Raw genomic sequence first — 13,103 nt, 5'->3', positions numbered from 1 at the left:
CATCAATCATCAGCGTCTTCTGATCCGTTGCCTCCGAGGCCAATCCCTCGAAGATCCTGGCAAACACGCCCATCTCGCTCCAGCGCTTCCACCGGTTGTAGAGCGTCTTGGGCGGGCCATACTCCCGGGGCGCATCGCACCCCCGCAACCCATTGCGGTTGATGAAGATTATGCCGCTCAGCACGCGCCGGTCATCGCCCCTCGGCTTACCATGGCTCTTGGGAAAGAACGGCTTCAGCCGCTCCATCTGTTCGTCCGTCAGCCAGAAAAGATTACTCATGATGCCCCCACCTGTTTGGGAGCGTGAATCACGCCGACAGGACGGCATCAAGAAAATTAATGGGTCCTGACCCTAGCCCTCGATCCGGGTGAAGTCCGCGATCTGGCGGCCCGCATCGCGGATGCGCGACAGCAGGTTCAGGCGGTTGCGACGCAGGATCTGGTTGTCGGTATTGACCTGAACCGCCTCGAAGAAGGCGTCGATCGGGGCACGGAGGCCCGCGATGGCCTGCATGGCGGCGGGGAAATCCTCGGATGCCATGGCCTTGCGGATCGCGGGATCGGCGGTGTCCAGCGCGGCGAACAGCGCGTGTTCGGCGTCGGTATCGGCGAATTTCGGGTCGGCGCCGAAGCTGTATTCGACGCCGTCCTTCTCCTCGGCCTGGGCCAGGATGTTGCCCGCACGCTTGAGGCCCTGCGTCAGGTTCTGCCCGTTCTCGGTCGCCATCATGTCGTTCAGCGCGGTGGCACGGTTCACGACCTGCACCAGGTCGTCATTGCCGTCCTGCGCCAGCACGGCGTCGATGATGTCGTGACGGATGCCCTGCTCGCGCAGGTACACCTTGAGGCGGTCGTGGAAGAACGAGAGCAGGTCGGCGGAGATTTCGGCGGCCCGAGCCTCGTGCTTCCCGAACCCTTGAGCCCCGGAATCGGGGTCTTCGGGCACCATTTTTGCCTCAAGGCTAACTCTAGCCTCGACCGCAATGTTCTCGGGTAGATCCTGGGTGCCCTTCACTATTTGTGCGAAGCCGAGGTCTTGAAGTTGAGAAAAGACTCTGGAGAAGTGCTTCCAAGTGACTGTCGCAAGCGACATTCTTGCGGTTGTTGAGGTTGTCAGCCGGATCACCCCCAAAGCCGCGCGGCGCAGCGCGAAGGGGTCCTTGGACCCCGTCGGCTTCTCGTCGATGGCCCAGAAGCCGGTCAGCGTGTCCAGCTTGTCGGCCAGCGCCACGGCGACCGAGACCGGCGCGGTGGGCACCGCATCGGACGGCCCGAGGGGCGAGTAGTGGTCGCGCGCCGCATCCGCGACGGCGGCATCATGGCCCGCCTGCAGCGCATAGTAGCGGCCCATCGTGCCCTGAAGCTCGGGGAATTCGCCCACCATTGCAGAGCGCAGGTCCAGCTTGGCCAGGCGGGCGGCAAGCTCGGCCTGGTCGGGGTCGGCACCCACAAGTGGGGCGATCTCGCGCGACAGGGCGGCGATGCGGGCGACGCGGTCGGCCTGGCTGCCCAGCTTGCTCTGGAAGGTCACGGATTTCAGGCCCTCGGCCCAAGCTTCCATGCCGGATTTCGCCTCTCGCAGGTCGTTTTCCCAGAAGAAGGCGGCGTCGGACAGGCGGGCGGCCAGAACGCGCTGGTTGCCCGCAAGGATCGTCGCACCGTCATCGGGCGTCACGATGTTGGCGACCGTCACGAAGCCCTCGATCCGGCCCGTCTTGGGGTTGCGGGCCGAGAAGAACTTCTGGTGTTCCTTCATCGAGGTCTGCAGCACCTCGGGCGGCAGGTCGAGGAAGCGGTCCTCGATCACGCCCATCAGCGGCACGGGCCATTCGACAAGGCCCGCGACCTCGGCCAGAAGCCCCTCGTCGGCGACGATTTCCCAGCCGCGCGCAAAGGCCAGGTTGTCGGCCTGCTGGCGGATCTCGGATGCGCGTTCATCGGTGTCCAGCATGACGAAGGCGCGGCGCAGCCTGGCGGCGTAATCCTCGAAGCCGGTGACGGTGAAGGCGTCGGGGGCCATGAAGCGGTGGCCGCGCGTCGTGTCGCCGGCCTTGATGCCGTCCACGTCCAGATCGACGACCGAGGCGCCGGCCTCGTCCGAAAGGATGCACAGGATCGAATGCAGCGGGCGCACCCAACGCAGCGATCCCGCGCCCCAACGCATGGATTTCGGCCAGGGGAAGTTGCGGATCGCGGCTTCCAGCACCTCGGCCACGATATCCGCGGCGGGGCGGCCTTCATGGGTGATGGTGGCGAACCAGACCTGGCCCTTCTTGTCGTCGCGGGCCTCGAGCTGGTCGCGGGTCAGCCCGGTCGAGCGCAGGAAGCCTTCCAGCGCCTTTTCGGGGGCGTCGGTGCGGGGGCCCTTGCGTTCCTCGCGCGTGGTGGGGCTGTGGGCGGTCAGGCCCTCGATGGTCAGGACCAGGCGGCGCGGCGTGCTGAAGGCACCCGCGCTGGCATAGGTCAGGCCCGCCTCGACCAGCCCGTCGGTCACGAGACGCTTGAGGTCCTCGCGCGCGCGGGTCTGCATCCGTGCGGGGATTTCTTCCGAGAAAAGCTCGATCAGCAGGTCGGGCATCAGTCCATCACTCCGCGTTCCGGGGTCTTGTCGTTGTATTGGTGCCAGCCGAACACGCGCCCGTCGGGATAGACGGCAAGCACGCGGTCCACGTCGGTGTGGATCTCGGACTTGGCAAGGATGGCGCGCGCGGCGCCGCGTTCAAGGTCGCGCCCGATCTCGCGGGCGTCGAAGCAGTCGAACCAGCGCGGCCCGATCAGGGGCGTCGCGTCGGGATAGGGGACGGCATCGGCGGGCAGGTTCTCGGCCCGCGCGCAGGCACGCCAGCGCAGGGGGGAACTGTCGGCGTCGATCCCCTCGAACCCGATCAGGTCCAGATCGACGGTGCCTGCGGGTGTGTCCACCGCGATGGCACCGTCGGCCGGGTCGATCCGGTCGTAATATCCGTATTCCTGCGCATACCACATGCCGCCGCCCGCAAGGACGGTCGCCAGCACGAGGGTTGCGACGACGGGTTTGCCGTTCATGCGGCCCCCGCGGCCTCGGTGGTCAGGAACAGGTCGGCGCAGCCCTTGGACAGCGCACGCACCCGCCCGATATAGGCCTGGCGTTCCGTGACCGAGATCACGCCGCGCGCGTCCAGCAGGTTGAACAGGTGGCTGGCCTTGATCGCCTGGTCATAGGCGGGATGCGCCATCGGGATGCGGCGTCCCGCGTCGTCGGTCTCGGCGGCGGCCAGGATGCGGGCACATTCGGCCTCGGCGTCCTTGAAGTGCTGAAGCAGCATCTCGGTATCGGCCTGGTCGAAGTTCCAGCGCGAATATTCCTGCTCGGTCTGGCGGAAGATGTCGCCATAGGTCAGCGCGATGGGGCTGTCGGGGTCGTTGAAGGGCATGTCCATCACATGCTCGACGCCCAGGACATACATGGCCAGACGCTCCAGGCCATAGGTCAGCTCGCCCGAGACCGGCTTGCAGTCATGCCCGCCGACCTGCTGGAAATAGGTGAACTGGCTGACCTCCATGCCGTCGCACCAGACCTCCCATCCAAGGCCCCATGCGCCGAGGGTGGGCGATTCCCAGTCGTCTTCCACGAAGCGGACATCGTGGACCATCGGGTCCAGCCCGATCGCGCGCAGGCTGCCCAGGTACAGCTCCTGCAGGTTCGGGGGGCTGGGCTTGATGATGACCTGGTACTGGTAATAGTGCTGCAGCCGGTTCGGGTTTTCCCCGTAGCGCCCGTCGGTCGGACGGCGCGAGGGCTGGACATAGGCCGCAGCCCAGGGGCGGCTGCCCAGGGCGCGCAGCGTGGTGGCGGGGTGGAACGTGCCTGCGCCCACCTCCATGTCGTAGGGCTGCAGGACGGCGCAGCCCTGTCCCGCCCAGTAATTCTGCAAGCGCAGGATGATCTCCTGAAAACTGCGGGGTCGGTTGGGGCTGGTCATCGGGCCATCCTTTTGCGTAGATCGGCAGTGCTTGGCGCCTTCTAGGCGCGTGGCGGAACAGGGTCAATAAAGGCCCGGCAACGACCGCGCAGACGCGGCAGCGAAGGAGGCGGCAGATGCGGCAGATCGCAACGTTATTCATGGCGGCCATGATCCCGGTCCCGGCGATGGCCGAGGATGCCGTGATCCGGATCGAGGCCAAGCGCGGCGCCGAGGAGGCAAGCGTGGCTGCCGGCGCATGGGCCGAGACGCTGGACGGCGTCGTCACGCTGGATCTTGGCAACGGCTGGACCGGCATCGCGATCGGGCCGCTTGATCGCGCCGACGCGGACGCGCGGCTGGCGCAGCTGAAGGCCGCGGGCGCGGTTCCCGACGACAGCTTCGTCAGCGTGCCCGCGCCGGGGATGGTCCTTGTGCCCGTGGGCGACGCGGCCCCGACCGAGATCGCGCCGCCGCCCGATGTCTTCCTGGCGCTGTCGCGCGCGCAGGACGAAGCCGCCGCCCGTCAGGCCCTTGGCGATGTCCGCGAGGAATTTCCCGATGCGGGACTGCACGCGCTGGCCGATGGCGGCTTTGCCGTGACCCTTGGACCGCTGGCGCCTGCCGCCGCGCAGGCCTGGCTGCCGGTCCTGACGGATGCGGGTGCGATGCCCGCGGGCGCGACCGTGATCGAGGCGCAGGCCCTTGGCGATGCGCTGCAGCCGGGGCAGGCGCCCGATCTGCCCGCGCCGGGTGCCCGCCGTCCCATGCCGCCCTTGGCCGAGGTGCAGGCGATGCTGGCATGGGCCGGGCACTATGACGGCGCGATCGACGGGCAGGACGGCCCGCGCACGCAGGCCGCCATCCGCGCCGAGATCGCGCAGAACCGCGCCTCGACCGATCCGGGCACCGCGATGGAGGCGCTGAAGCAGCGCCAGCAGGAATGGCGCGACGAACTGGGGCTGTCGGAACTGCGCGACGAGGTGACGGGGCTTTCTGTCATCGCGCCGCGCTCGGCGCTGGAATTCGACCGTGCCGAACGGGCGCTGTCGATCTGGGGTCCGAAGGACGGGTCCGGTGCGGCGCTGATCCTGTTCAGCCAGAAGGGCGGCCAGCAAGAGCTTCTGGACCTTGCGGGCCTCGTGACCGCGCTTGGCTGGGTGCCGAACCCCAAGCGAGAGATCGCGAACGGCTCGGTCAGGTTGAAGGGGGCCAACGACGCGCATATCGGCGTCGCGCAGGGGCGCGTGCAGGATGGCCGTGCGGAAGGCTGGGTGCTGATCTGGCCTGCATCGGATGCGCAGAACCAGGCCCGGATCGAGGCCGAGATGGCCGGCAGCCTGACGCGGCACGCCCCCGCGCGGAACGACACGCCCGGCGCGACGCTTCCCTGATCAGGGCCGCCAGAAGCGCGGCAGCAGCAGGACCAGGACCGAGACCAGCTCCAACCGGCCCAGATACATGCCGGTGATCATCATCCATTTCGCCGCCGTCGGGAATTCCACGATGGACCCGTTGGCGGTGATTTCGGGGCCCCATGCGGGTCCGACATTGGCGATGGCCGTCCAGGCGGCGGTCAGCGCGGTGCGCGGATGCAGGCCCGTCAGCGCCAGCCCCACGATCAGCAGGCCGAAGGTCAGCATGAACAGCGTGAAGAAGGCCATCACCGAATCGACGACGCCCTTGTCCAGCGGATGCCCGGCATAGCGCAGCGGATAAAGCCTGTGCGGCGAATGCATCCGCCGGATCTGGGCGCGCACGGCCTGGAACAGCACTTCGTAGCGGAATACCTTGACCGAGCAGCCCGTCGATCCGGTGCAGCCCCCGATCAGCCCCACGATGATCAGCAGCGCGAAGGGCAGGTGCCCCCATTGCGTCATGTCGGTCGATGCGAACCCCGTCCCCGAGAAGGTCGAGATGGTGTTGAACACCGTTTCCCGCACCGCCTCGGAGAAGGAGACATCCTGTTCCAGCCAGATCAGGCGATAGATGATGATGATCCCGCAGACGGCCAGGATCAGCTTCAGATAGGTATGCACCTGCCGGTCGTGGATCAGCGGCCCGCCATTCCCGCGCATCGCCTGCACCAGCCGGATGAACGGCACCGAGGCCAGCACCATGAAGACCGAGGCCGCCCATTCCGGCGCCCCCAGATAGGCCCCGAAACTGGCGTCGTAATTCGAGAAACCGCCGGTCGAGCATGTCGTCAGCGCATGGACCACCGCGTCGAAGCCCGACATGCCCAGCACCATGTAAGTGACCGCGCAGGCGGCGGTCATCGCGACATAGATGATGGTCATCTCGGCCGCGATCTCTCCGGCGCGGGGCAGGATCTTGCCCAGGGTGTCGAAGCCCTCGGAGCGGAAGAACTGCATGCCGCCGACCTTCATGACGGGCAGGAAGACCATCGCCACGACCACGATCCCCAGGCCACCCATCCATTGCAGAAGCGCGCGCCACAGATGGGTGCCCTTCGGCAGGCCGTCCAGTTCGGGGAATGCCGTGGTGCCGGTGGTCGTGACGCCCGACATCGCCTCGAAGAAGGCGTCGGTGACGGATGCGTTCGGCGCGCCCAGGATGAAGGGCAGGGCGCCGAAGACCGGCAGCGCGATCCACAGGCCGGATGTCAGCAAAAACGCCTGCTGGATCGTCAGGGCGCGCTTGCGCTCGGCCCGGTTGGCGACGACCAGCAGCAGCCCTGTCACGATCGTGATCGAGGCGCATTCCAGGAAGACCATCCAGTGGGGGTCGTCATGCCACAGGTCCACCGCCATCGGGGCCAGCATGAATGCGCCCAGGGCAAAGACGATCTTTCCAATCGGGTGGGCAACCGGGCGCATGTCGATCATTGCCCCTGATTGCCGCGCGCGCCAGTGGGCGTCAAGCAGCCCCGGCCATGTCGCCCGCGACCTGCGGCATCGCTGCCGCCCCTTGAACGTCGCGTCAGGCGCGACTAGTCTGGGGATAACTTGTCATCGGAGGGCGTGTGTCATGGCGCCCAAGCGTCCTGCGGGTGCGGACGCGATCCCGAGAAAATCGGTCGAGCCGTCGGGCACCCGACAACCCGAGACGGGGGGGCTTTATGCTGCCCTGGATCTGGGAACAAATTCGTGCCGGATGCTGATCGCCCGTCCTACGGGCAGTCAGTTCCAGGTTATCGACAGCTTCTCCAAGCCGGTTCAGCTTGGGCAGGGGCTGGAAGCTTCGGGACGCCTGTCACGCAGCTCGATGGCGCGCACGGTCCACGCATTGCAGGTCTGCCGGCGCAAGCTGGATCAGCACCGCGTGCGCAGCATGAGGCTGGTCGCGACAGAAGCCTGTCGGCGCGCGAAGAACAGCCGCGACTTCCTTCGGACCATCCGCAGGGAAACCGGCCTGCCGATCGAGGTGATCGGGGCCGAGGAAGAGGCGCGTCTTGCCGTCATCTCCTGCGCGCCGCTGGTCAGCCACAAGACCGAAACGCTGATGGTCGTCGATATCGGCGGCGGGTCGACGGAACTGGTCTGGATCGACCTCGAGGATGTCGAGCCGAAGGAGCGTCCGCGCGCGATCATGCGCCTGTCCGAGGGGTTCGGCAATCCGCAGCCGGGCGGGGCGCGCGTCGTCGACTGGATCAGCGTGCCCCTGGGGGTCGCGACCCTGCGCGACCAGTTCGCCGATGTCGAGGACGACCAGGGCCGCTTCGCCCTCATGAGCTGGTTCTTCGAGGAGGCGCTGGCCAATTTCGCGCCCTATGCCGACGGTGCGCCGGACGAGGGGTTCCAGATCATCGGCACCTCGGGGACGGTGACGACGGTGGCCGCCAGCTTCCTCGGGCTGCGCCGCTATGACCGGACGAAGGTGGACGGGCTGGAGATGACCAGCGACCAGATCGACCGGGTGATCCACAGCTATCTCGTGCTGGGGCCTGACGGGCGGCGCACGGACCCGCGCATCGGGCGTGAACGCCATGCGCTGATCATGTCGGGCGCCGCGATCCTTCAGACGCTGATGCGGGTCTGGCCCACGAATCGGCTGTCCGTGGCCGATCGCGGGCTCCGAGAGGGGTTGCTTTATGCCCAGATGGTGCGCGATGGGGTTCTGAGGCCCGAAGGACTGAACGGAGTGGCATGATGACGAAGGCACCTGGCAGCCGGGAAGGCAAGACCAGCGGACGCGGGCAGCGCGACCTGCGCGTGCGGGTGAAGACCGCCAAGGGGCGCAAGCTGTCCAGCAAGCTGTGGCTGGAACGGCAGCTGAACGACCCCTATGTGCAGCGCGCCAAGCGCGAGGGGTATCGCGGGCGCGCGGCCTACAAGATCCTGGAACTGGACGAGAAGTACCGCTTCCTCGTGCCCGGCGCGCGCGTCGTCGATCTGGGCTGCGCCCCCGGCGGCTGGTGCCAGGTCGCCGTGGCCCGCACGAATGCCCTGGGCGAGAAGTCGGGCAAGAAGATCGGCCGCGTTCTGGGGCTGGACCTGCAAGAGGTCGATCCGATCGCGGGGGCCGAGATCCATCAGCTGGACTTCCTGTCCGAAGGGGCCGACGACCTGGTCAAGGAATGGCTGGGCGGTCCTGCCGATGTCGTGATGTCGGACATGGCTGCCGCATCCTCGGGGCACAAGGGCACCGACCACCTGCGCATCGTGGCGCTGGTCGAGGCTGCGGCGCAGCTGGCCTTCGACGTGCTGGAGCCGGGCGGCACCTTCGTCGCCAAGGTTCTGGCAGGCGGCGCCGAGACCGAGATGCAGGCCCTTCTGAAGCGCAACTTCGAGAAGGTCGCCAACGTGAAGCCCCCCGCAAGCCGCAGCGATTCATCCGAGAAATTCGTGGTGGCACTGGGCTTCAAGGGCCGCCCCGAGGAAGCCCCTGCCGAAACTCCGGAAGATTAACGCATCTGCGTGCGATAGGTCTCGGGGGTGCGCCCCGTGGCCGCCACGAAGGCGCGGGTCATGTGGGTATGGGTGGCATAGCCCAGATCCGTCGCGATCCGCGCGGGCGCGCGATCCGTATGGCGCAGCATCTCGGCCGCGCGTTCCAGCCGCAATTCGTTGATCAGGTCGATGGCACGGCGGCCGCGCGCCTCCTGGCAGGCGCGATCCAGCTGCGTCAGCGTGCTGCCCAGATCCTGCGCGATTTCGGCCAGCGTGCGGCAGGCCCCCAGATCGGCGGCGGCGACGGACAGGAAACGGTCGACCAGCGGGCGGTCCGCCGCCACCGGCGCGACCGTGTCGGGCCGCGTCCGCGTGGTATCCATGCGCGACAGGCGCACGGCCAGCAGGTTCAGGTGACAGGTCAGCGCCTTGCGGTCGGGGCTGCCCTGCGCATCCTCGGCCATGTCCTGCAGCGCGACGCCCAAAGCCTCGGCCCCGTGATCCAGCCAGCCCGACAGGGTGCGGTCGGGGAAGGCCGGGTCCATCTCGGCGCACATCTCCGGCGACACCAGCAGGGCCTGGCCGTCGGCATCCCGGCGCGGTCGCGCGGCAAAGGCGGTGCCAGCGGGAATGAAGCACAGGCCGCCCGGCTCCAGGATCAGGTGATCCCTGGGAAAGTCGATCCGCATCGCGCCCGCCGTCACGCTGAGAAGCACATGCTCGGGCCGGGTGCGGGGGCGGGCAGGCGTCTCGCGGCTGCCCCATGCGAACGCCCCGAGCGGCACCAGACGAAGCCCTGCGCGGCGCGGAGCGAAGCGGCGCGCCGCGGGCGTCGCGCGGATCGCCAGCGCCTCGGGGATGGCGATCGCGGCGGGGCGGCGTGCGGATTCCCAGGGCTGCGGGCTGCGATCCTGCGGCGCGCCGTCATCGAGGATCGCGGGTTCCGTGACCTGCGACAGCCCGCTGCCCTGCGATCTCAGTCGCGAGGGCGAGAACGGGAAACCTCCCTGCCATTCCGTGCGATCCCAGACAGACATGCGTCGCTTCCACCAAGACTTGCGTTTCGAAAGGACATAGGCGGATTATCGCCCATCCCTGACGAAACTCAACAATCATGGCTTCGGTTTCCGACGAATCACGCCCTGTGCAGGCCGCCGTGGCCTGCCTGCCACATGTCCCAGTCCTTCATGCGCCCCCGGAACCAGGCGCGCTGACCCTTGGCATATTGGCGGGACGCGACAATCGCGGATTGTACCGCATCCGAAAGGCTGGTGCGGCCCTGCAGGTGATCGACCAGTTCGGGCGCGCCGATGGCCTTGGCCCATTGGGCGGCAGGGTCCCAGATGGGCAGATTCGCGCGAACCTCGTCCAGCGCGCCCTGGTCCAGCATCAGGTGGAAGCGATCCGCGATGCGGTCCGCCAGCCAGTCGCGATCCGACACGATCTGGATGCGCTGGCAGTCCTGCGGGGCGATCAGCGGGGGCGGGGTGGCGTCCTGCCAGTCGCGGATGCCGCGCCCGGTCGTGGTCAGCACCTCCCATGCGCGCTGGACGCGGACGGGGTTCTTCAGGTCGATCGCGGCGCGGGTGGGGGCGTCCAGCTCGGCGATCATGGCGGGCAGCTCGCCCGCGGCGATCCGCGCATCGGCCTGCCGGCGCACATGGTCCGGGGTCGCGGGAATTTCCGCCAGCCCCCGCGTCAGCGCCGTCAGGTACAGCCCCGTGCCGCCCACGACGATCAGCCGCTGCCCCAGAAGATCGCCCACCTCTCGCAGCCAGTCGCCCACCGAATAGGACCGCCCCGGCGTGACGTGCCCGTAGAGGGCGTGCGGCGCCGCGGCCTCGTCATTGGCCGAGGGGCGGGCCGTCAGCACGCGCCAGCAGGACCAGACCTGCAACGCATCGGCATTCACCACCAGTCCCCCCTGTGCCTGCGCGACCGCCAGCGCCAGTGCGGATTTGCCGCTGGCGGTCGGTCCCGCAATCAGCAGGTGGCGCGAGGCGTCGATATGTGTCAGGTCAGGGATGCGCATGGGCCTTCCGGACAGTTGATCCTGCGGGCCTTTTGCGACATTTAACGCCGCGATGAAAGCGACCGGCATCAGGCCGGCCTCAAGGAGCCCCAGATGACCAGCGAGACCCCCAAGCAATATGGCCGCGTGATGCTCAAGATTTCGGGCGAGGCGCTGATGGGCGACCAGGGCTTCGGCCTGAACCCGCCCACCGTCGCGCGAATCGCGAACGAGGTCGACAGCGTCGCCAAGATGGGCGTCGAGGTCTGCATGGTGATCGGCGGCGGCAACATCTTCCGCGGCCTGCAGGGCAGCGCCCAGGGGATGGAGCGGACGACCGCCGACTACATGGGGATGCTGGCGACCGTGATGAACGCGCTGGCGATGCAATCCGCGCTCGAGGCGCTTGGGCACCATTGCCGCGTCATCAGCGCGATCCGCATGGACGAGGTCTGCGAGCCCTATATCCGCCGCCGCGCCATCCGCCACCTGGAGAAGAAGCGCATCGTCATCTTCGCGGCGGGCACGGGCAATCCGTATTTCACCACCGACACCGCGGCCACGCTGCGCGCGTCGGAGATGAACTGCGAGGCGATCTTCAAGGGCACCAAGGTCGACGGCGTCTATGACAAGGACCCGGTCAAGCATGCCGATGCCAAGCGCTACGGCGATGTCAGCTATGACGAGGTGCTGCAGAAGCATCTGGGCGTGATGGACGCATCGGCGATCGCCCTGGCACGCGACAACAAGCTGCCGATCATCGTCTTCTCGCTGGACGCGCCGGGCGGTTTCCGCTCGATCCTGGCGGGCAGCGGCACCTATACCCGCGTCCACGTCTGAGGTCGCGATGAGCCTGCGCGCGCGCCTCGACGCCCTTGTCCACGGGCGTCGGGCCCAGGGGGTGATCACCGGCGTCATCCTGTTCAACGCCGTCCTGCTGGGGCTGGAGACCTCGGGCCGCGTCATGGCGGTCGCGGGTCCGCTGATCCTGCTGCTGGACGCGGCCTGCCTTGCCGTCTTCGTGGCCGAGATCGCGGCCAAGCTGATCGCGCGCGGCCCGCGCTTCTTCCGCGACGGCTGGAACGTCTTCGATTTCAGCGTCGTGGCCATCGCGCTGATGCCGGCGGGGCAGGGCCTCTCGGTGCTGCGCGCGCTGCGCATCCTGCGGCTGCTGCGGCTGGTGTCGGTCACCCCGCGCCTGCGCCGCGTGGTCGAGGGGCTGTTCGCCGCGATGCCGGGCATGGCCTCGGTCTTCCTGCTGATGGGCGTGATCTTCTACATCTTCTCGGTCATGGCGACGAAGCTGTTCGGGGCGGGGTTCCCGGACTGGTTCGGCTCGCTTGGCAAGTCGGCCTATTCGCTGTTCCAGGTGATGACGCTGGAAAGCTGGTCGATGGGGATCGTGCGTCCCGTCATGCAGGAATATCCGCTGGCATGGCTGTTCTTCGTGCCCTTCATCCTGATCACGACATTCGCGGTGATGAACCTTGTCGTCGGTCTGATCGTGAACTCGATGCAGGATGCCCACCAGGCCGAGGAAAGCGCCGCCACCGACGCCTATCGCGACGAGGTGCTGATGCGCCTGCGCGCGATCGAGAAGCAGCTGGACGAAAGCGGCGGCAGGGGGCGGGTCTGAACCCGCCCATACCGCCCGGATTTCGGGCAAAGGCTTTGCCAAGCCTGCCCAATACGGTTACAAGCAAACGAAATTAAAACAGAGGCAGTCCAAATGGCTGAGGACATCGAAATCGATCTGGACGATCTGGAACGGCGCATGAAGGGCGCCATGGACAGCCTGCGGGCCGAGTTCGCGTCGCTGCGGACGGGCCGCGCGTCGGCATCCATGGTCGAACCCGTCCAGGTCGAGGCTTACGGCCAGATGACCCCGATCAACCAGGTCGGCACCGTGAACGTGCCCGAACCGCGCATGGTCACGATCAACGTCTGGGACAAGGGCATGGTCGGCAAGGTCGAGAAGGCCATCCGCGAAAGCGGGCTGGGCATCAACCCGCAGACCAACGGCACCATCATCATGCTGCCCATCCCCGAGCTGAACGAGGAACGCCGCCGCGAGCTGACCAAGGTCGCCGCGCAATACGCGGAACATGCCCGCGTCGCGATCCGCAACGTCCGCCGCGACGGGATGGACCAGATCAAGAAGGGCAAGGCCAACGGCATGCCCGAGGACGACCAGAAGTTCTGGGAAACCGCCGTGCAGGAGCTGACCGACAAGTCGATCGGCAACGTGGATCAGGCGCTCGAGGCCAAGCAGGCCGAAATCATGCAGGTGTGATGCGA

The 13,103-nt window shown here is 67.4% G+C and carries 13 protein-coding genes; 6 read left to right on the top strand and 7 right to left on the bottom strand.

Going from position 1 to position 13,103, the window contains the following annotated elements; genetic code table 11:
- The 4 genes from F804_RS0109070 to F804_RS0109055 form a co-directional block, all read right to left on the bottom strand.
- On the bottom strand, positions 1–280 hold a 280-nt coding region (locus F804_RS0109070; protein WP_022707435.1), incomplete at its 3' end, for an IS5/IS1182 family transposase.
- Positions 281–352: 72 nt separating this feature from the next.
- Positions 353–2,578, bottom strand: a complete 2,226-nt coding sequence (gene glyS / locus F804_RS0109065) for a glycine--tRNA ligase subunit beta (RefSeq protein ID WP_022707434.1) — start codon at positions 2,576–2,578, stop codon at positions 353–355.
- A complete protein-coding gene (locus F804_RS0109060) occupies positions 2,578–3,045 on the bottom strand; it encodes a DUF6446 family protein (protein WP_022707433.1) in 468 nt (155 codons plus the stop codon). Before F804_RS0109060 ends, glyS begins: the two co-directional genes overlap by 1 nt.
- Positions 3,042–3,962: a glycine--tRNA ligase subunit alpha gene (locus tag F804_RS0109055; RefSeq protein WP_022707432.1), complete on the bottom strand. Its 921-nt coding sequence runs from the start codon at positions 3,960–3,962 to the stop codon at positions 3,042–3,044. The genes F804_RS0109060 and F804_RS0109055 overlap by 4 nt, the downstream gene beginning before the upstream one ends.
- 116 nt (positions 3,963–4,078) lie before the next feature.
- Here F804_RS0109055 and F804_RS0109050 point away from each other — a divergent pair, with 116 nt between their 5' ends.
- Complete coding sequence (locus F804_RS0109050) at positions 4,079–5,335, top strand: peptidoglycan-binding domain-containing protein (RefSeq protein WP_051142337.1); 1,257 nt, start codon at positions 4,079–4,081, stop codon at positions 5,333–5,335.
- Here the strand turns inward: F804_RS0109050 and F804_RS0109045 are convergent, their stop codons facing one another.
- On the bottom strand, positions 5,336–6,790 hold the full coding sequence (locus F804_RS0109045; protein WP_022707430.1) for a TrkH family potassium uptake protein: 1,455 nt from the start codon (positions 6,788–6,790) through the stop codon (positions 5,336–5,338).
- Between the two features lie 142 nt (positions 6,791–6,932).
- Here F804_RS0109045 and F804_RS0109040 point away from each other — a divergent pair, with 142 nt between their 5' ends.
- Together F804_RS0109040 and F804_RS0109035 are read left to right on the top strand one after the other, a co-directional pair.
- Positions 6,933–8,054, top strand: coding sequence for a Ppx/GppA phosphatase family protein (locus F804_RS0109040; protein WP_022707429.1), 1,122 nt, complete (start codon positions 6,933–6,935; stop codon positions 8,052–8,054).
- Entirely contained in the window at positions 8,054–8,812 is a 759-nt protein-coding gene (locus tag F804_RS0109035) for an RlmE family RNA methyltransferase (protein WP_028725816.1), read from the top strand. The genes F804_RS0109040 and F804_RS0109035 overlap by 1 nt, the downstream gene beginning before the upstream one ends.
- Here F804_RS0109035 and F804_RS16100 read toward each other — a convergent pair.
- A complete protein-coding gene (locus F804_RS16100) occupies positions 8,809–9,831 on the bottom strand; it encodes a helix-turn-helix domain-containing protein (RefSeq protein ID WP_022707427.1) in 1,023 nt (340 codons plus the stop codon). The genes F804_RS0109035 and F804_RS16100 overlap by 4 nt on opposite strands.
- A gap of 98 nt (positions 9,832–9,929) precedes the next feature.
- Positions 9,930–10,826, bottom strand: a complete 897-nt coding sequence (gene miaA, locus F804_RS0109025; RefSeq protein ID WP_022707426.1) for a tRNA (adenosine(37)-N6)-dimethylallyltransferase MiaA — start codon at positions 10,824–10,826, stop codon at positions 9,930–9,932.
- A 93-nt stretch (positions 10,827–10,919) separates the two neighbouring features.
- Between miaA and pyrH the strand changes: the two genes are divergently transcribed.
- The 3 genes from pyrH to frr all read left to right on the top strand — a co-directional run bounded on the left by pyrH (position 10,920) and on the right by frr (position 13,098).
- On the top strand, positions 10,920–11,645 hold the full coding sequence (pyrH, locus tag F804_RS0109020) for a UMP kinase (protein ID WP_022707425.1): 726 nt from the start codon (positions 10,920–10,922) through the stop codon (positions 11,643–11,645).
- Between the two features lie 7 nt (positions 11,646–11,652).
- Positions 11,653–12,441 (top strand): ion transporter, encoded by a 789-nt coding sequence (locus tag F804_RS0109015; protein ID WP_022707424.1) that lies wholly within the window; start codon positions 11,653–11,655, stop codon positions 12,439–12,441.
- A 93-nt stretch (positions 12,442–12,534) separates the two neighbouring features.
- The gene (gene frr / locus F804_RS0109010) at positions 12,535–13,098 is read left to right on the top strand and encodes a ribosome recycling factor (protein WP_022707423.1); all 564 of its coding nucleotides are present in this window, start codon (positions 12,535–12,537) and stop codon (positions 13,096–13,098) included.
- Positions 13,099–13,103: the final 5 nt, after the last annotated feature.

Source organism: Paracoccus zeaxanthinifaciens ATCC 21588, assembly GCF_000420145.1.
Taxonomy (GTDB): domain Bacteria; phylum Pseudomonadota; class Alphaproteobacteria; order Rhodobacterales; family Rhodobacteraceae; genus Paracoccus; species Paracoccus zeaxanthinifaciens.
This window is presented reverse-complemented; position numbering and strand designations above follow the sequence as displayed.